The 17,309-nt window shown below is 32.1% G+C and carries 19 protein-coding genes and 1 tRNA gene; 10 read left to right on the forward strand and 10 right to left on the reverse strand.

Annotated elements, in window-relative coordinates:
* Positions 1-54: 54 nt before the first annotated feature.
* From thpR to C6990_RS01450, 3 genes are read left to right on the forward strand one after another with little or no spacing between them, the layout of a single operon-like run.
* Positions 55-597 carry an RNA 2',3'-cyclic phosphodiesterase gene (gene thpR / locus C6990_RS01440; RefSeq protein ID WP_182128063.1) on the forward strand — a complete coding sequence of 181 codons (543 nt, stop codon included), beginning with the start codon at positions 55-57 and terminating at the stop codon, positions 595-597.
* The gene (gene cca, locus C6990_RS01445) at positions 594-1,925 is read left to right on the forward strand and encodes a CCA tRNA nucleotidyltransferase (RefSeq protein WP_182127955.1); all 1,332 of its coding nucleotides are present in this window, start codon (positions 594-596) and stop codon (positions 1,923-1,925) included. Before thpR ends, cca begins: the two co-directional genes overlap by 4 nt.
* Positions 1,900-2,661 carry a serine/threonine protein kinase gene (locus C6990_RS01450; protein WP_182127956.1) on the forward strand — a complete coding sequence of 254 codons (762 nt, stop codon included), beginning with the start codon at positions 1,900-1,902 and terminating at the stop codon, positions 2,659-2,661. Before cca ends, C6990_RS01450 begins: the two co-directional genes overlap by 26 nt.
* Here the strand turns inward: C6990_RS01450 and C6990_RS01455 are convergent.
* Positions 2,662-2,735 (reverse strand) — tRNA-Pro (locus C6990_RS01455).
* Between the two features lie 56 nt (positions 2,736-2,791).
* Here C6990_RS01455 and C6990_RS01460 point away from each other — a divergent pair.
* Positions 2,792-3,007 carry a hypothetical protein gene (locus C6990_RS01460; RefSeq protein WP_182127957.1) on the forward strand — a complete coding sequence of 72 codons (216 nt, stop codon included), beginning with the start codon at positions 2,792-2,794 and terminating at the stop codon, positions 3,005-3,007.
* On the opposite strand, the gene C6990_RS01465 is transcribed toward C6990_RS01460, so the two are convergent.
* A complete protein-coding gene (locus tag C6990_RS01465; RefSeq protein ID WP_182127958.1) occupies positions 3,002-4,150 on the reverse strand; it encodes an NAD(P)/FAD-dependent oxidoreductase in 1,149 nt (382 codons plus the stop codon). The genes C6990_RS01460 and C6990_RS01465 overlap by 6 nt on opposite strands.
* 1 nt (position 4,151) lies before the next feature.
* Entirely contained in the window at positions 4,152-4,892 is a 741-nt protein-coding gene (locus C6990_RS01470) for an SDR family oxidoreductase (RefSeq protein ID WP_182127959.1), read from the reverse strand.
* A 110-nt stretch (positions 4,893-5,002) separates the two neighbouring features.
* Between C6990_RS01470 and C6990_RS01475 the strand changes: the two genes are divergently transcribed.
* A complete protein-coding gene (locus C6990_RS01475; RefSeq protein WP_182127960.1) occupies positions 5,003-5,224 on the forward strand; it encodes an AN1-type zinc finger domain-containing protein in 222 nt (73 codons plus the stop codon).
* A 2-nt stretch (positions 5,225-5,226) separates the two neighbouring features.
* On the opposite strand, the gene C6990_RS01480 is transcribed toward C6990_RS01475, so the two are convergent.
* Entirely contained in the window at positions 5,227-5,511 is a 285-nt protein-coding gene (locus tag C6990_RS01480) for a hypothetical protein (protein WP_182127961.1), read from the reverse strand.
* A gap of 32 nt (positions 5,512-5,543) precedes the next feature.
* Positions 5,544-6,101: a DNA replication complex GINS family protein gene (locus C6990_RS01485; RefSeq protein WP_182127962.1), complete on the reverse strand. Its 558-nt coding sequence runs from the start codon at positions 6,099-6,101 to the stop codon at positions 5,544-5,546.
* Between the two features lie 54 nt (positions 6,102-6,155).
* Between C6990_RS01485 and glnA the strand changes: the two genes are divergently transcribed.
* Positions 6,156-7,616: a type I glutamate--ammonia ligase gene (gene glnA, locus C6990_RS01490; protein WP_182127963.1), complete on the forward strand. Its 1,461-nt coding sequence runs from the start codon at positions 6,156-6,158 to the stop codon at positions 7,614-7,616.
* On the opposite strand, the gene C6990_RS01495 is transcribed toward glnA, so the two are convergent.
* Entirely contained in the window at positions 7,613-7,891 is a 279-nt protein-coding gene (locus tag C6990_RS01495; RefSeq protein WP_182127964.1) for a hypothetical protein, read from the reverse strand. The genes glnA and C6990_RS01495 overlap by 4 nt on opposite strands.
* Positions 7,892-7,946: 55 nt before the next feature.
* Positions 7,947-9,659, reverse strand: a complete 1,713-nt coding sequence (gene thsB, locus C6990_RS01500; RefSeq protein WP_182127965.1) for a thermosome subunit beta — start codon at positions 9,657-9,659, stop codon at positions 7,947-7,949.
* Positions 9,660-9,763: 104 nt separating this feature from the next.
* On the opposite strand from thsB, the gene C6990_RS01505 reads away from it, so the two are divergent.
* Positions 9,764-11,086, forward strand: a complete 1,323-nt coding sequence (locus C6990_RS01505) for a serine hydroxymethyltransferase (RefSeq protein ID WP_182127966.1) — start codon at positions 9,764-9,766, stop codon at positions 11,084-11,086.
* Positions 11,087-11,089: 3 nt separating this feature from the next.
* On the opposite strand, the gene C6990_RS01510 is transcribed toward C6990_RS01505, so the two are convergent.
* Complete coding sequence (locus C6990_RS01510; protein WP_182127967.1) at positions 11,090-14,461, reverse strand: DNA polymerase II large subunit; 3,372 nt, start codon at positions 14,459-14,461, stop codon at positions 11,090-11,092.
* A gap of 13 nt (positions 14,462-14,474) precedes the next feature.
* Positions 14,475-15,227, reverse strand: coding sequence for a phosphoglycerol geranylgeranyltransferase (locus C6990_RS01515; protein ID WP_182127968.1), 753 nt, complete (start codon positions 15,225-15,227; stop codon positions 14,475-14,477).
* A gap of 64 nt (positions 15,228-15,291) precedes the next feature.
* On the opposite strand from C6990_RS01515, the gene C6990_RS01520 reads away from it, so the two are divergent.
* From C6990_RS01520 to C6990_RS01530, 3 genes are all read left to right on the forward strand, one after another.
* Positions 15,292-15,654 (forward strand): hypothetical protein, encoded by a 363-nt coding sequence (locus C6990_RS01520; RefSeq protein ID WP_182127969.1) that lies wholly within the window; start codon positions 15,292-15,294, stop codon positions 15,652-15,654.
* Between the two features lie 127 nt (positions 15,655-15,781).
* Positions 15,782-16,384 (forward strand): winged helix DNA-binding protein, encoded by a 603-nt coding sequence (locus tag C6990_RS01525; protein WP_182127970.1) that lies wholly within the window; start codon positions 15,782-15,784, stop codon positions 16,382-16,384.
* Between the two features lie 135 nt (positions 16,385-16,519).
* Complete coding sequence (locus C6990_RS01530) at positions 16,520-16,681, forward strand: AbrB/MazE/SpoVT family DNA-binding domain-containing protein (RefSeq protein ID WP_048114515.1); 162 nt, start codon at positions 16,520-16,522, stop codon at positions 16,679-16,681.
* Here the strand turns inward: C6990_RS01530 and C6990_RS01535 are convergent.
* Positions 16,671-17,075: a hypothetical protein gene (locus C6990_RS01535; RefSeq protein ID WP_182127971.1), complete on the reverse strand. Its 405-nt coding sequence runs from the start codon at positions 17,073-17,075 to the stop codon at positions 16,671-16,673. The two genes, C6990_RS01530 and C6990_RS01535, sit on opposite strands and share 11 nt — an antisense overlap.
* Between the last annotated feature and the right edge of the window lie 234 nt (positions 17,076-17,309).

The following is a 17,309-nucleotide window of genomic DNA, read 5'->3' on the forward strand; positions in this document are numbered from 1 at the left end:
CTCGTCTATGAAGTTACCGGAAATTATTATAAAGATACATCAAAAAATGTTATGATGCGAACTTTTGTAGCAATAGAAATTTCAAATGTTGACGTTCTTGATTCGATAAAAAAAATTCAGAATAAAATTAATATCGATGCAAAACCAGTTAATTTAGAAAATTTACATTTTACATTACAGTTCTTAGGAGAAATAACAGATGAAAAATCTAAGAAAGTTATTGAATCTCTAAATAACATTGAATTTTCAAGTTTTAGGATTAATCTAAAAGGAGTTGCTGCATTCCCCAAGCCTAAATTTCCAAGGGTGATTTGGATCGGTACTGATGAAAATGGGGGTCAAATGCTAATTCAACTAGCTAAAAAAATTGAAAAAGTCTTAGAACCATTAGGATTTTTTCCGGATAAACGATTTAAACCTCATATCACGATATTTAGAATTAAAAAGAAGGTAGGAGATATAACCAAAGAATTGAATGAACAAAAAATGACAGATTTTGGAATTCAAGAAGTTGTTAGTTTCAAATTGAAAAAAAGTAAACTTACTTCTACTGGACCAATTTACTCTGATTTAGAGGAGATCAAATTAAGAAAATGAATCAAATTATTAGTAAAGTATCAAAAAATGTAATTCCATCAAAAACAATTGAGAAGTCAAAAAAGGAAATTGCCAATTTAGCATTCGAATTAGTAGAAAAGGAAATTAAAAAATATCCTGAAGTTATAGGATTAGAATTTGGTGGATCATATGCAAAAGGTACTTGGTTAGCTATAGATGCAGATATAGATATTTTTGTAAGATTTAAAAAATCGACAAAAGAAGATAAATTTGAAAAAATTTCAAAAAAAATAGGTTTTGATTCATTAAAAAAATATTCTCCATATGTAAGATATTCTGAGCATCCATATGTTGAGGCTAAAATAAAAAATACTAAGATCAATGTAGTACCATTTTATGATGTTAAAATTGGAGAATGGAAAAGTGCAGCAGATAGATCAACATTTCATACAAAATTTATGCAGAAATCATTAACATTAAAAATGAAAAATAATGTTAGAATTCTTAAAACTTTTCTAAAATCAAATGGGATTTATGGTGCAGAAATTGCAAAACAAGGGTTTAGTGGATATGTATCAGAAGTTTTAGTGTTACACTATGGAAATTTTGAAAATATTGTAAACTCAATTTCAGAAATTAAAGAATTTCAGGTTGTTGGAAAAGCATCAAAGAAATTTGAGACGCCAATTACCATAATTGATCCTATTGATAATAATAGAAACTTGGCTGCTGCAATATCAAATGAAAATATTGGTAAATTTATTCTAATTTGTAGAGCTTTCAAAAATAAAAGCACTCTGCATTTCTTTAAGAATAAAAAATTGCAAATTTCAAAAAAATATTGGGAAAATTTGTTAGTAATAAAATTCAATTTTAAAATTAGGAGTCCAGATATAATATGGGGGCAGATTAAAAGAGCTACTTCATCGCTGTCAACTCAATTAGAATTAGGCGGATTTCATGTATTAAGAAATAGTTCGTATACGGATCAGAAAAAGAGTGCTTGGTTATTTTTCTTCCTAGAATCACCAAAGATTAATCAAATTTATTCAAAAAATGGACCAGATTTTTTCAGAGAAGATAATTCTAAGAGTTTCATTTCGAAAAATCTTAAAAATACAGAATTAATGTGGATTGGAAATAATGGAAAAATTATTTCAATAGAAAAAAGAAAACATACAGATGCAGCGAAGTTTATGTCAGAATTTTTGAAAAAGAATCTTCAAACAGGCATACCAAAAGGACTTCAAAATGATTTCAAGCAAGGTTTTAAGATTTCAACTGGAAAGAAAAATTTAAGCAAATCAATTAAAGAGGTAGCAAATGAGTTGATTTCAACAGATGGCGCACTCATTTATTTCAATTAACAAATTATCTGATGAGCCATACTCAAAAATTCTTGGATATCCAAAAGCTACGACACGTCAAATAAAATCAAGGATTTCTGAATTAGAAAAATTAAAAATTAAATCAATTTCATTTTCTGGTCCTACAACAATTGGCAATATAGCAATTTTGGGAAAGGGATATGTTGGAGTTGTAGTTCTTGCAAAAAAAAATAATAAACTAGTAGCATTAAAAATTAGAAGAACTGATTCACAAAGAAAAGATATGAAAAAAGAATCACTCTTACTGAAATTAGTCAATTCTGTAAATGTAGGTCCAAAGATGATCATTGCAAGCAAAAATTTTTTGGTGATGGAATATTTAGATGGAATTAAAATTACTGAATGGGTTGATCAGTTAAAAGGAGTGGGAAGCGCAAAAAAATTAAAATTAACAATCAAAAAAATTTTAGAGGACTGTTATAGATTAGACCAATTGGGTTTTGATCATGGTGAATTAAGTAATATTTCTAAACATGTTATAGTAGGAAAAACAAAATCTACTTTAATCGATTTTGAAAGCTCTAGTACTAATAGAAGACCATCAAATGTTACATCTATTACTCAAGCGTTTTTTATTGGTTCAGGAATTGCAAAAAAAGCTCAAAAAATATACAAAAATTCTTCTAAAGAAAAAATTATTGAATCATTAAAACAGTACAAACAAGAAAAAACACGAGAGAGTTTTGATGAATTATTGAAAATTCTAAAATTATAATGGGATTGGCAGGATTTGAACCTGCGACCACTAGTCCCCCAGACTAGTATCATACCAAGCTAGACTACAATCCCTTGTCTCAGAGGCACAAAATGAAATTATTAAATCGTCGTATTGATTAAGTAAATACATGAAGATTTGTAATATTTGTCACAAAGTATCAGCAACTGATCAAGATCATCTGGATTGTATTCAAAAAAGAAGTATTGAATTACAAGATGAAGATTTTAAAAATAGTATTCCAGAAAAACTGAGTCTATCAAATAATACTGAAAATTTAGGTATTGAAGTAAAAGCTATCCTAGAACATCTTTCCAAAACTAAAGATGAAAAAGATGAGTTATAACCATTTTTCTAATCTTTCTTTTTCAAATTCTATTTTCTTAGAAAGATTATCTGTAGTTGATTCTGTGATATTTGTTGAGGGTTTTGAATTTGAAAACATATCCACTTCGATAATTGATGCAGTGCCTTTACCAGATTCAATAAAACAACCACCCTTCCCATCAAAAAGTGCAGATTCTTCTTTAGATTGAATTTTTGAAATAATGTTTTTTGCAACTGTAATTCCTTCACCCTCCGCAAAAACCCCCGCTTTAGGTACTGCCATTGTTTCTCCAACTGCTAAACTGGTAACATCACCAATTGCAAAAACATTCTCAAAAGATGTTTTACAATCTCTATCTATCGAAATAAATCCAGATTCTACAGCTAATCCAGAATCATAAATGATTTTTGGAGCTATATGTGGTGGTATAGCTAAAAGTAAATCAAAATTAGCTTGACTATTTTCAAAAATTAGTTTTTTTGGTTCCACTGATTTAATTTTGCTTGAATTATGGAAAATGATTTTTTCAGAATTTACAAGTTCAAGAATTTGTTTACTTACTTCAGGACCCGCTGCAGGTAAAGTTATTGGGGCAGGACTGTAAAAATTAATTTCTACAGAATCACGTATTCCACGTTTTCTAAGCATAGAATCTATTAGTAGACTAGCCTCAAATGGGGCAGGAGGACACTTGTAAGGCATCCCCATAATTGAAATTGCAATTATTCCAGATTCTATTTTTTGTAGTTTGTTATGAATTTCTGAAAGATCATTGTGATCATATAGGTTTAATCCATTTTCAACTAATCCAGGAATTTTTTCAGGAGCCAATACAGCACCCATTGAGATTATTAGGTAATCATATTGTAAATTATGCGAAACAGTTTTTACATTTTTATTTTGTATATCGATTTTTACAATTTCATCTTTAATGAAATTGATATCTTTTTTTGATAATTCATTTAATGATCCAATTGAATTTTCAAAAGTTCGTGTTCCATTAATTATCCATAATTTTGCAAATCCTACCATAAACCAATCTTTTTTATCAATTACAGTAATTTTTACTTGCGATGAAGATAGAGAATTTCTTAATTCATTTGCGGAGGATAGTCCACCAAAGCCTCCCCCTAAAATAACAATATGTGGGATATCAGTCAACTTAACGTTCTTGTGTTGTGGGTCTTATCAAAATTTCATTTACATTAACATGGGGCGGAGATTTAACTGCATACAAAATTGCATTTGCAATGTCTTCTGCTTGTAATGCTTCCATCTTCTTTGCATTTTCAACAAATCCTTTCAAGGATTCATCAGTAATTGTATCATTGAGTTCTGTTGCAACAACACCAGGTTCTATACTAGTAACTCTAATTTTAGATCGTACACTAAATTCTTGTCGTAATCCCTCACTAAATGCAGCAACTGCATGCTTTGTTGCACAATAAACACTTCCTGCAGGGAAAACAATTCTTCCAGCTACAGAAGAGAGATTTACAATATGACCCGATTTTTTATCTTTCATATGAGAAATTACTGCAGCAGTAGAATACAATACCCCTTTAATATTTACATCAATCATTTTATCCCATTCATCTATTTTTAGACTTTTGAAAAAGCTCAAAGGCATCAAGCCTGCGTTATTTACTAAAATATCAATAGAACCCCATTTGTCTAAAACTGCATTAGCAAAATTATCACATTCAGTTTTTTGGGTCACATCTAATTTTTGGAAAAATACTTCCCCACCATTGGCAGAAATTTTTTTTGCAAGTTCTTCTAATCTGTCAACTCTTCTAGCTCCTATAGCTACTTTAGCACCTGCTTTTGATAATGTCAATGCAGTAGCAAAACCAATGCCACTACTTGCGCCTGTAATAATAGCAACTTTATCTTTAATCATCTAAATTTCCTAAACAAATTATCATTGTAAAAATGTTTAGAAGTTTTGAAAATGTAAATTGGATATAAAGTTGTGGCACCTTTATTAAAAGAAAAGATGTAAGTTAATTTATGAAATCTGAAAATTGCGCATATTGTGGTGATTTGACAGATTTACCTTTTCAATGTAATTATTGTAAAGATCCTTTTTGTTCAGAACATAGACTTCCTGAAGAGCATAGATGTGTAAAACTCAGTCAGATTAGAGCAAAAAGATTTGGGGAAAAAAAAGTAATTCGAGACGGAGGTCCAAATAAGCCAAATATCTTCAAACGGATTTTTGGACGATTTTAAAATCAATACGGACTTTTGTCAGGTGATATTTTTGCACGTCTTCCTTGATAAATAAGTGCAATAGCGAGTGCAAACATTACCATTGCAGTTAGTGGAAAATTCTGTGGGGCAGGCAAAATAAACCAATAGTACACACCAAAACCAATTGATACAATTGCTTGAACCCATAATTTTATCCATTTTGGGGCCTTGATTATTCTACTAATTGCTTCCACTACAAAAATTCCAATTACAGGATAAATTGTATAGAATAAAAAATCAATTACGTCAACACCTGTATGAGACATTTATCATCAAAAGAAATAGGTATAATTTCTATCTAATCTTCCCAGCGTACTTTGGTTGCAATATTCTTGGAAATTAAGGCTTGGGCATTCTCATAGGGAATAGTTGCAATATCCTCAGGTTTGAAAGGGCCATATTTTTCAAGATCTGCTCCAACGATTTCATCTACTTCATTAAGAAATCTAATGACAATTTTTTTCGTCTTGTGATTTTGAGCTAATGATTCAAGAAATTTTGATTTTCCATGAATTGTTGCTGATATAATCATTTCAATTCTTTCTTTTTCTTCTTCTTTTGAATCCAGAATGAATTTTTCTTCATCTAAAAGAAATCCAATTTCTGTTTCAGAAGATTTCAAAATTTTATCTAATCTTAGATTTATTAATAATGATGATAATTCAGTTGCCATTTCTATCATTGTATCTTTAATTTTACTTTCTACTCCATCAAATTCTTGTTTTCTTAAATTTCCAATAAAATCAGCAAGATCCCGATAAAAATTTGAATCTATTTCTAAAAGAGAATCATTTTCAACTTCTCGCAAAACAATATGATGCAACGAATTGATATCAATTGGATTTGATTCAGACATTTCTTACCTAATCCTTAAATGCTGGATGTATTTGTGTTTGATTGAAGTAAAAAATTGCCCTATAAAGTGAGTCATGGTAAAGCAATACAAGTAACATATTCACCCGATGAAGTTTTCTCCAGAATTCAACATGAAGGTATCCAATTTATCGATTTACAATTTACCGGTTTAACAGGTCATTTCCATCATACCACAATTTCAGCTGATACTTTTACACCTGAACAAATGAGAGATGGATTGCCAAAATTAGATGGTTCGTCCATAGTTGGGTTTGCTAGTATTAATGATTCAGATCTGCTTTTAAAACCAGATCCAAATACTTTTGCAATTATTCCATGGATGACTGAAAATAAAACTGCCAGACTTCTTTGTGATATTTACTGGGGAGAAAATCGAGGACGATTATCACGAGATCCAAGAGGGCTTTCTCAAAAAGCTGAAGAGTATATCAAATCTCAAGGATTTGATTTTAGTACATGGGGTCCAGAAGTAGAATTTTTTGTTTTTGATAAAGTTCATTGGGATGTTCTAACACCCTATAAGGGCCAATCTTATTCAATTGAATCAAAAGAAGCTCCTTGGAGTCAATCAGGAGATGGATATCCAATGGGATTACAAGAAGGATACTATCCTAGTACACCATCAGACACTCTTACACCATATAGAAATGAATGTGTAAATATTCTAAAAAATAATTTTGGAATTTTATGTGATAATCATCATCATGAAGTCGCAACTGCTGGACAGTGTGAAATTGACATAAAATATGATTACATGACAAATGCTGCAGATGCTGCTCAGTCATACAAGTATGTAATTAGAAATGTCGCACAAAAATATGGAAAAGTTGCAACGATGATGCCAAAACCAATTGCCATGGATTCAGGTTCTGGAATGCATGTTAATGTTAGTTTATGGAAAGGAAAGGAGAATGCATTCTTTGATCCAGATGATGAGATTGAACTAAGTCAAACTGGGAGATATTTTTGTGGTGGAATTATTAATCATGCAAAAGCATTATCTGCAATTTGTAATCCTACTACTAATTCATATCATAGATTAGTACCAGGTTATGAAGCTCCAGCATATGTTGCATGGAGTTCAGGAAACCGTTCTGCTATTGTAAGAGTTCCAAAACATCTAACAGGAAGAAGTTATGCTCATCTAAAAAGACTAGAGTTTAGAGCACCTGATCCTTCATCAAATCCATATCTAGTATTTGCTGCTGTTACTGCAGCTGGAATGGATGGAATAAAAAAGAAAATGGATCCTGGTGACGAGGTACGTGATGATATTTTCAAGATGACTAAATCAGATAGATCTAGAAGAGGCATAGGCGTTCTTCCAAAAAGTCTTGGAGAAGCATTAGATGAGTTAGAAAGTGACAGAAAATTCCTAAATTCAATTTTTCCAAATGATGTTATTGATAAAATTATAGAATTAGAAAGACGTGACCAACGTGAAATAGCAATTAGGCCACATCCACACGAATTTTATCTATACTTTGATGTTTAGATTCTTCCGGTAAGTGCAATAATATAGTATAATGAAATTGCCATTAAGGCAAATCCTCCTCCAAGAAATATTTCTCGTTTCTTTTCAGATGTAGCAGCTTTATACAGTAAAACTCCACCTGCAAGACCTACAAACAATATCAAAACTCCAATAATTACACTATCAAAACTTGTGTTGGTAATTAATGGATGAAAAAACCCAGCAAGCAATGCAAAGAATGCAACAAGGTAAATGTACTTAAAACCTGCAAGAATTTTTGAAGATGTTTTGTTCAATGGAGTTTGTAAATATGGTAATCAAATAAACTTTTGAAAAATTTTTAAAAATAATTTACATCATTCCGCCCATGTCAGGCATTCCACCCATTCCAGGTGGCATTCCACCCATTCCAGGTGGCATTCCACCCATTCCAGGTGGCATTCCTCCTTCTCCTCCAGGTGGACCTCCTGCAGATTTTTGAGTAGCAATTACATCATCAATTCTAAGAATCATACATGCTGCTTCTGCTGCTGCTGAGACTATCTGAAGTTTGACTGCTAGCGGTTCAATGATATCACTTGATTTCATATTACCGACTTTTCCTTTCATTACATCAATTCCAGTCCATTTTTCACCTTTCTGTTGTTTTGAACGAAGAAGCGTAAGTGTATCAATTGGATCCATTCCAGCATTTTCTGAAAGGGCTAATGGGATTGATTCTAAAGCATCAGCAAATTTTTCTGCAGCTAGTTGTTCTCTTCCTTCTAATGATTTTGCCCAACTTCTGAGTTTGGTTGCAGCAAATGTTTCAGGAGCGCCGCCACCTGCAACAATTTCAGGTTTTAGGATAACATCTTTGACAACCATAAGAGCATCATGAACAGAACGTTCAACCTCATCTACTACTCTTTGTGAACCACCACGAAGAAGTAAGGTTACAGATTTTGGATGTTTACATCCTTCGATAAATACCCATTTGTCTTCTTCAATTTTTCTTTCTTCAACAATTTCTGCAATTCCTAAATCTTTTTCAAAGAGATCATCGAGATTTGTAACTATTCTTGCACCAGTTGCTTTGGCAAGTTTTGTAAGATCACTTTCTTTGATTCTTCTTACTGCAATTATTCCTGCTTTTGCAAAATAATGTTGAGCCATATCATCAAGTCCTTTTTGACATAGAACTACATTTGCTCCAGAGCCAATAACTTTGTCAACCATTGTCTTTAACATTCTGTTTTCTTCATCCAGAAATGATTTTAGTTGTTGAGGGTTTGAAATGTTAATTTTAGCATCAGTTTCAGTTTTGCTAATCTCCAATGCAGTGTTAATTAATGCAATTTTAGCATCAGTTATTTTTCTTGGCATTCCTCCATGAACTACTTCTTTGTCAAGTACTATACCTTGAATTATCATTGAATCTTTTACAGATCCACCTGCTTTCTTTTCTACTTTAATATCATCAATATCAACATCATAGTTTTCGCCATTCTTTTCTGCCACTGCAAGTACAGATTTTACAATAATATCTGCTAGTTGATCAGCGTCTTTTCTAACAAGTTTAGTTTGCATTGATGTTTTTGCAATTTTAGTTAAAATTGATTTATCATTTGAAGAAATTTTATCTGCGATACTTTCAAGAAATTCTTTAGCTTTCTTTGCTGCTTTTCTATAGCCATCAACAATAATTGTTGGATGAACATCTTGATCGATTAGAGATTCTGCGTGTTCTAGCAATGCACCTGCTAAGACAACAGCTGATGTTGTACCATCTCCAACTTCATTGTCTGTAGTTTTGGAAATTTCAACAAGCATTTTTGCTGCTGGATGTTGAACGTCAATTTCTTTAAGAATGGTTGCCCCATCATTTGTAATAGTAACATCGCCTAAGGAATCAACTAGCATTTTATCCATTCCTCTAGGACCTAGGCTGGTATGTACAATTTCAGCAATAATTTTAGATGCAGCGATATTGTTCTTTTGTGCTTCTCGCCCTTTGGTTTCTGAACCGCCTTCTTTTAGCAATACTACTGGCATATTTCCCTTTGAAGTGGCTTGCATACCCATAGATGCAAAAACTTCAGATTCCCCTTTTATACCTTCCAGATCAAGATGCGAAAAAAGTTGATCGTTATCGGTGTTTTTAAATTGGGAAAATAAGGTTGCAAAATATGGCCAAATCTCAGAATAGGCAATCTTACAATAAAATTTTTGCAAAATTAAAGGAACATCACAAATGGTTTGAAAATTCAATTCCATTGATTGCAAGTGAAAATATTCCGAGTCCAGCTGTTCGTGAAGCAATAATTTCTGATTTTGGAAATAGATATGCAGAAGGATGGCCTGGGGATAGGGTCTATGCAGGTTGTGCATACATTGATGATGTAGAGTTTGAATGTATGAAACTCGCTAAAAAATTATTTAAAGCAAAATTTGCTGATGTAAGACCAATTTCAGGAGTTGTTGCAAATCTAGCAATTTATTCAGCTTTTACTAATCCTGGAGATGTAATGTTAGCACCTTCTATTCCAGCTGGTGGACATATTTCTCATGGAAAAAAAGAACATTCAGGAACTGCTGGTTTAGTTCATGGATTAGAAATTGAGTTCTATCCATTTGATGCAGAAGAGATGACAATTGATGTTGATAAGACTAAGCAAAAATTAAAGGATTTAGAAAAATCCAAACGTCTTCCAAAAATGGCAATGTTTGGTGGTTCATTATTTTTGTTTCCTCATCCTGTCAAAGAATTATCAGATTTTCTAAAGAGTTATGATATTCATATTAATTATGATGCAGCACATGTTGCAGGTTTAATTGCAGGAGGAAAATTCCAAGATCCTTTGCGTGAAGGTGCTGATACTATGACTATGAGTACACACAAGACTTTGTTTGGACCTCAAGGGGGACTTGTGTTAGGTTCAGAGGAACATGAAGAAGTGATTAAAAAAGCAACATTTCCTGGTCTTACAAGTAGTCATCATATTCATCACATGGCTGGTAAGGCAGTTACTTTTGCAGAAGCTTTAGAGTTTGGAAAGGATTATGCTACCAAAGTAATTAAAAATGCAAAGTCATTAGCAGATGCTCTAAGTGATGTTGGGTTCAAAGTCTTGGGAGAAAGTAAAGGATTTACACAGTCTCATCAAATAGCTGTGAATGTTTTAGATTATTCTGATGGTGGTAAAGTGGAAGCTGATTTAGAAAAAGCAAACATCATAGTAAATAGACAACTGATTCCAGGTGATATTAAAGCTGGAAGAAATTATTTCCATCCAGGTGGAATTAGGTTAGGTGTTTCTGAAATCACACGACTTGGAATGAAAGAAGATGAGATGGAAGAGATTGCATCTTTTATCAAAAATATTGTAATTGAGAAAAAAGATCCAAAGAAAATTCTTTCGAAAGTTAAATCTTTTAGAAAGGATTTCCAGAAAGTCAAATTCTGTTTTGACAATAAGTTAGGTGCTTACGAATACGTTAAACTCAGATAATCTTTAGGCATAATCTGTAAGGAGAGATTGATCTCCTTTATTTTTACCAAATACAAGTTCAATTTCATCTGATAGTGCATGTATTCTTCCACGTTGATATTCACTTACATCGTATTTTTCAACTAATCTTTTTGCAAGTTTAAGATATTTTTCTACAGACCCTCTTGTGATTGTAGCAATTAGTTTATGGCCACAAATACATGTCTGAATCAAAGGCATTCTACGATATGATTTACCACAAGCAGTACACCTAAAATTTTGTCTAGCATATGCTCTAAGATTGCCCATGATGTCTGGAACTAGATGTGTTGAAATTACATTAGATACAATTTCTGAAGTATTTACTGCATCAATTAAATCTGCATTTTTAACTTGCATATCAAATTTGTCTAGCATTGAACCAAGTGTAGAGTATGCGCTTCGAGATTTTGATGTGGTTAAAGATGATGTTGAATGTGTAAAGAAATAATCATAAAATTGCCTTTCAGTTTCAAGTCTTGATTTTATGATATCAACAGATGCTATGTCAGATGCTTTATTTTCTTTAAATGTTGATTCAAAGAATTCCAAAGGAAGGAATTTTGTAACTTCAAGATTATGTGCCTGTGGTTGAGACTCATGGGGTAAAACTAAAGGTTGTACAAGTAATGGTGCATCCATTAATCCACCTATTCTATCAGATAGGAATTGTCTTGAAAAATTAAGTAGGCTATCCATTAGAAGCATTATTGAATCAGCATCACCATCTGCATCTCTTCTTTTTGCAGAATGCCAGTTTGGAGTTGCAAAACAAACATGGGTTTCAGTGTATCCAATAATTCTTCCTACAATTCCAACAGAAGTGTGAGGTGCTAAACCAATTATTAGATGTCCGATTAGTTCTTTTGAATTGTTTACATTATAAAATGCAGATGTGCCGTAAAATTTCTGTAAAAGGGCATCAATGTATTTACAAGTTGAGACAAGATATTTTCCACTTTCGTACGGAATTATGACATCTTGCATACGAAGTTCAATGATTTGATCTGAGTTTTCAAGTGGATTACCATCTGCATCATGAAAATATCCAAGTTGTTTTAGTTTTTCAATTGATGTTCCAATCCAAGATGGTTTAAAATGAGTTAATGGTGAATTTGTTGCATCAAATCTAACAGTTCCATCTTTGAAAGTTGTTAATCCAAAATTTTGTCGTGTAAGTCCTTTCTCTAGAGGTTCTGCAATTTTGTCTTGATTGATTAATTCTTTAACACCTTTGAATGGTTCTTTTGCACGAAGTCCCATTTTTTCTTGTGCCAAAAGTAATCTTGTTTTTAGCGGAAATTCTTTGTGAGAATGTGCAGGAGCTTTGCGCTTACATTTTTCACAAAATGGTTCATTGAGAGTATCTCTGCAATTAGTGCATCGATAGGTTATTGATGTTTTAACACCACAGTTTGAACATTTTATCCCAATTGAAGGCTCATTGCATTGATTGCAAATTCTGTTAAAGATATTTGCAAAAAAGTGTTCATTCCTAGATGCCTTTAAAAGATCTCTAGTAGGCCCTCCTTTGTCACTTACTGGGAATAAGACGTGGGTTGGAGGTTTCATTTGTCTTGCTGCTGCTTTTTCGGGTCTTCCTATTCGAACACCGACTGAAGTTGAAAATTTATTTTTAATTTTAATACCAGATGCTTTTGAAATTATTTCAGGAACTGAAAAATCATTTATTGTTGGTTTTTCTCTAAATAATAAATTAAAGAATATTTTTGCTTCTTGGTTTTCTAGAATTAATTTTTGATTGTCGATTTTATGAGGAGTGCCAAGATTTTCAAGAATTTTTTTAATTTTAATTGGATACTCAATTGATGTCTCATTTGCATTGATTGGCTCTAAGAGAATAGAAAGATCTTCAGATGAAATTTTATCCCAAAAATAGAGATAACGAGGATGAAGTGGAATTTTAAAATCAAGTGAAATTTTTATTGCTTCATCAACTGAAGGTGTTTTATTTATGAATTGTTTTAAAAATTCAGAGTCAAGATTTTGAATTTTTTGTTTTAATTCTTCAATCCAAAATTCTTCAACATATCCAGATGGAGTTAATTGTGCATTATTTTCAAGAAAATCTCCAAATGAAATTAGAATATCTCCCAGATGTAAAATTTTTTCAATTTCATTTTTTATTTGTAATGCATGTTTTACATCCATAATTTTTACTACATCACCATTATTGAGACGAACAGTTGGTGTATCTATTGAATCAACAAAGGCAACTGTTGCTCCTTTTCCAGGAATGTCAATTTTGATTTGTGTACCTACTGCTACTGTATGATCAAGAATTTCAGCTATTACAGGATGAATTCCAACTGCCGCAAATCCTGTATTACATGCTCTTCCATATCTTAATCGAAATCCACCTAGTTTGTTAGGCATGGATAATACTGATCTTCCAGTAATTACCTCTCGCATTCTCTTTGCAGCTGCATCCTCTTGATTATCGCCAGTTTGAACTGCTCCTTTAAGATCATTGAGCCATTCCCAACCATCTAAATTGTATAATTCAATTCTTTTTAGAAGTTTTTTTGATCTTCCAATTAATCCATCATTTAAAACTCGTAATGCTCCACCTCTAACTCTATCAGTTTTGATTCGTGTCATAGATTTGTGATTTACAACTTCATAAGGATCTGTATCTACACCATCTAGCTCCACAGGAAGATTAGAAATTACATGTTCAATATCTTCATCTAGGATATGAAATTGGAAGCTACTAGCTTCTCTTTCATAGATTCTTAATTCTTCAACAAATCTACCTGTTTCATCATCAAATGAGTTTGCTTGATATTTAGATAGTCCAGATGCCTTTCTCACATGGTCTGCAATTAACATTGTTACAGCAGATTCTGTTCCACCAGCTGAACGCATTGGACCTGCTATTGAAACTGAGAGATAATCAGTACCATCTTTGTTTTTCTTAATTTTAACTTCGCTGATTCCTTGTAATGGTGCAATAGTTACTCCTTCAGTGACAATTGCAAGACCCACTCGTACTGCAAGATCAAGTTTTTCTTCTAATGTTGCATCTGGGAGAGAGTATTTTCCTAATGCAATTTCTTTTGAAAGGATTAATGCAGATAGTTCTTTTCCATTAATTTTTAGAAGTTCTCTTAAAGGATCTGCAATATCAATTTCGTGCATCTTTGCAACTCGATCAGCCAGATCAAATGCAATTTTTGGCTCTATTATTCCTGAAGAATCTACTAGACTGGATTTTGCCTTTGCAGCATGCTCAAAAATTGAATATGTATCAGTTGAAAGATTTGTGTAATAATCAAGATAATAATTTGGCATTTTAATTCCACTAATACGAGAAATTGCGTCGTTTTCAGACATGGTATGTGTTCTATTACTTGCTTCTTTGAATTGCTTTTGCTATTTCTTCTAGTTTTGAAATACTTCCTCCTTTTTCAAGAAATGTTCCAATAACTAAGGCATCTGCTCCTGCTTTAACCAAGCTTTCTGCGGTTTTCACATCTTTGATACCGCCTCCAACAATTAAAAATCCATTAAATGCATGTCTTACTGTTTGCACCATTTCAGGAGTAACGTTGGATTTTGCTCCAGAGCCAGCCTCTAGATATACAAATCTCATCCCTAGAAATTGAGCGGCTAAGGCATATGCTGCTGCAATTTTTGGTTTTTCAAAGGGAATTCCCCTAGCAGCTCCTACAAACCAGGCAGATGTTCCTTCACCTATTACTAAATATGCAGTTGGGAGAGGTTCTAAACCAAATTTGAGAACACTTGGAGCGCCTAAGGCTTGTGCTTGAGTGATAAAATAAGGATTTTCTGAGTTCATTAAGGAACTAAACAGAATTGCATCTGCATCAGGCACAACACCTGTAACATTACCAGGAAATAAGATAATTGGAATCTTAATTCCTTGTTTTATTCCTTTAACAACTTGTGCCATCTCAATTTGATCAGTTGCAGAAGATCCACCTACTAAAATTGCTGAGGCACCAATTTTTTCTACATCTTTTGCAAGTTTAGATGATGCCTCTAAATTAGAAACTTCTGAATCAATTAACACAAATAGTAATGCATTTTTCTTTTTTAATTCTAATTTTAGGAATTCTTCAACTTTATTTTCAGTCATAAAATGGGTTTGTAGATGACTCTTTAAAGTTTAATTGGAATGCAGTATACAGATTTGTATAGCTATGAAGGAGTTAGAAGAATCTAATTTTAACAATATTATACGTAAAATCATCAAAAAATCTTTGTTTACAGAGAGACAAATTGAAATTATTTTAAATCAGAAAGATCTTCTTGAATCTAGTTTTTCTATCAGTAAAGGTGCGTATTACAGGCAAGTTGGTCAATCTAGAGACAAATTAATTGGTTTATTCTATTCAATCATACTTTTACGAGGATTAGGCATACTTTTGCCTGATGATATAGATGTGATATCAAAACTCTCAGAACAGATTAGTGTGATTAATGAGAGTGATATATTTCCTGAAAGAGAAGATGAAGTGATTAGTGTGATAGATAGGCTCATTCGACAGGCATGCAATATGTGATATGTGTGATTATGCTTATTCATCTCAATTTGACTTCTCTGTGATAAAATGTGTGAGTTAGTTAATCTAAAGTGTGAAATAATATTGTTCAATCACGATAAATCACGAATTAGGCGTAAAAGTTGTGATGTTAATAGAGATTCCTGATCCTGAAGTGATTTTAGGTGTGATTTTAGCATTTATTGTTGGGTTAGGAGGATTGTATCTATACTACAAAATACGTCCTTTTGTTAAAACTAAAAATGAAGTGTTTGATGCCTCACAATCTGAGCGTTTAGAGTACTATGAAAGACAGTTAATTGATATGAAAATACGCCTAGATGCATTAGAAATTCAAGGAATTGAGCAAAAAGCAGATGAACCAAACTTAGAATTAAAACAAATCTTAGAGAAATTAACTGAGAATAAAAGTGAAGAAAAACCAATTGAGAAAGTAGTTGTTCCTGAAATCAAACAGGAAAAACCTGTTTCCATGCCTAATATTACAAATATTGATCATACAAACCCAACAAATCATGTGTTGCAATTAATCACAAACAAAGCTATGACATCACGTGATATCCAAATCACATTAAAGAGAAGTCGAGAGCATACTTCAAGACTAATGAAAAAACTATTTGATGATGGTTATGTTGAAAGAAATACAGAATCAAAACCATACACATATTCAATTACTGAAAAAGGATTAGCAAAGGTTGAAGAGGTTCAAACAAATCCTTCAATTGCATAAAATAATTTTAAAAAATATTTCCTATTAAATTTCTAATAATTTTAAAAATTATACTGTAAATTAGTCCTATTTTATTATTATTTAATAATTAGATATTTTAATAAATTATATATAATATTAAATTATAACATGATTATGTCAGTACAAGAAAATGAAGTTTTAGTAAAAATTACTTCTGCAGGAACAATTTCTATCCCTAAACAATTTAGAAAGTATATGGATATCCAAAAAGGTGAATATGTTAAAGTGATTCTTGGAAAAGATAGGTTATTGGTTAGAAAAGTCACTATTTCTTAGTTGATAATTCTTGTTTTTGTCCGATTTTAATAGTTTGATATGTCCATTCTCGACCAGTTCTTGACCTATCCACCCTACCTTTTGACGAGAATCTTGACAAATAAGTGGAGATTATACTAAGTTTTATTGGCTCATTAAATTCATCTTCATATTTTTCAAGTATGTTTGTAGAGGTAAATTTGCCCATTGGGAAGAATTTATCTACAATAAACCAGATTTTTGAGCCTATTGAATCCATATTAGTGGTTTCAGGTTGCTCTTCTTCAATATTCATTAAGTCCATCATTTCGAATATTTTGAGAACCTTTTCTCTAGTTACGTTTCCTTCTAATTTAATATCATATTTGGCTCCATCTGAGTCTTCCATACCTATACGAATGCGTTTGTTTGCCATCTTAGAGATCTAATGGATCAGTCATTAACAGTTCAATTGATCCCAGAATCTTTGTTAACTAACTAGTTTGTTAACGTTGACTGCCTAGGCCACGCCTAACCTTGTTTTTGTTATTAACAATCATTCTTCATAATCAGTCTATTTTTAGAGTATTTTCATGCCTGGAGTGGAAATAAAGGGGTGTTTTATTGATATTCACAGTGTTAACATCCATCTTAACGCCTGGAATGGAAA

Origin of the sequence: Nitrosopumilus sp. b3 (assembly GCF_014078525.1) — an archaeon.
Classification (GTDB): domain Archaea; phylum Thermoproteota; class Nitrososphaeria; order Nitrososphaerales; family Nitrosopumilaceae; genus Nitrosopumilus.

Bases quoted from the DNA above. Each gene is read 5' to 3' on its own strand.
- C6990_RS01515 (WP_182127968.1), bottom strand. From the start codon at position 15,227: ATGACTGAAAATAAAGTTGAAGAATTCCTAAAATTAGAATTAAAAAAG.
- C6990_RS01505 (WP_182127966.1), top strand. From the start codon at position 9,764: ATGGCCAAATCTCAGAATAGGCAATCTTACAATAAAATTTTTGCAAAA.
- C6990_RS01475 (WP_182127960.1), top strand. From the start codon at position 5,003: ATGAAATCTGAAAATTGCGCATATTGTGGTGATTTGACAGATTTACCT.
- C6990_RS01460 (WP_182127957.1), top strand. From the start codon at position 2,792: ATGAAGATTTGTAATATTTGTCACAAAGTATCAGCAACTGATCAAGAT.
- C6990_RS01535 (WP_182127971.1), bottom strand. From the start codon at position 17,075: ATGGCAAACAAACGCATTCGTATAGGTATGGAAGACTCAGATGGAGCC.
- C6990_RS01520 (WP_182127969.1), top strand. From the start codon at position 15,292: ATGAAGGAGTTAGAAGAATCTAATTTTAACAATATTATACGTAAAATC.
- C6990_RS01510 (WP_182127967.1), bottom strand. From the start codon at position 14,461: ATGTCTGAAAACGACGCAATTTCTCGTATTAGTGGAATTAAAATGCCA.
- C6990_RS01530 (WP_048114515.1), top strand. From the start codon at position 16,520: ATGTCAGTACAAGAAAATGAAGTTTTAGTAAAAATTACTTCTGCAGGA.
- cca (WP_182127955.1), top strand. From the start codon at position 594: ATGAATCAAATTATTAGTAAAGTATCAAAAAATGTAATTCCATCAAAA.
- C6990_RS01470 (WP_182127959.1), bottom strand. From the start codon at position 4,892: ATGATTAAAGATAAAGTTGCTATTATTACAGGCGCAAGTAGTGGCATT.
- C6990_RS01480 (WP_182127961.1), bottom strand. From the start codon at position 5,511: ATGTCTCATACAGGTGTTGACGTAATTGATTTTTTATTCTATACAATT.
- thpR (WP_182128063.1), top strand. From the start codon at position 55: ATGCGAACTTTTGTAGCAATAGAAATTTCAAATGTTGACGTTCTTGAT.
- C6990_RS01525 (WP_182127970.1), top strand. From the start codon at position 15,782: ATGTTAATAGAGATTCCTGATCCTGAAGTGATTTTAGGTGTGATTTTA.
- C6990_RS01450 (WP_182127956.1), top strand. From the start codon at position 1,900: ATGGCGCACTCATTTATTTCAATTAACAAATTATCTGATGAGCCATAC.
- C6990_RS01485 (WP_182127962.1), bottom strand. From the start codon at position 6,101: ATGTCTGAATCAAATCCAATTGATATCAATTCGTTGCATCATATTGTT.
- thsB (WP_182127965.1), bottom strand. From the start codon at position 9,659: ATGGGTATGCAAGCCACTTCAAAGGGAAATATGCCAGTAGTATTGCTA.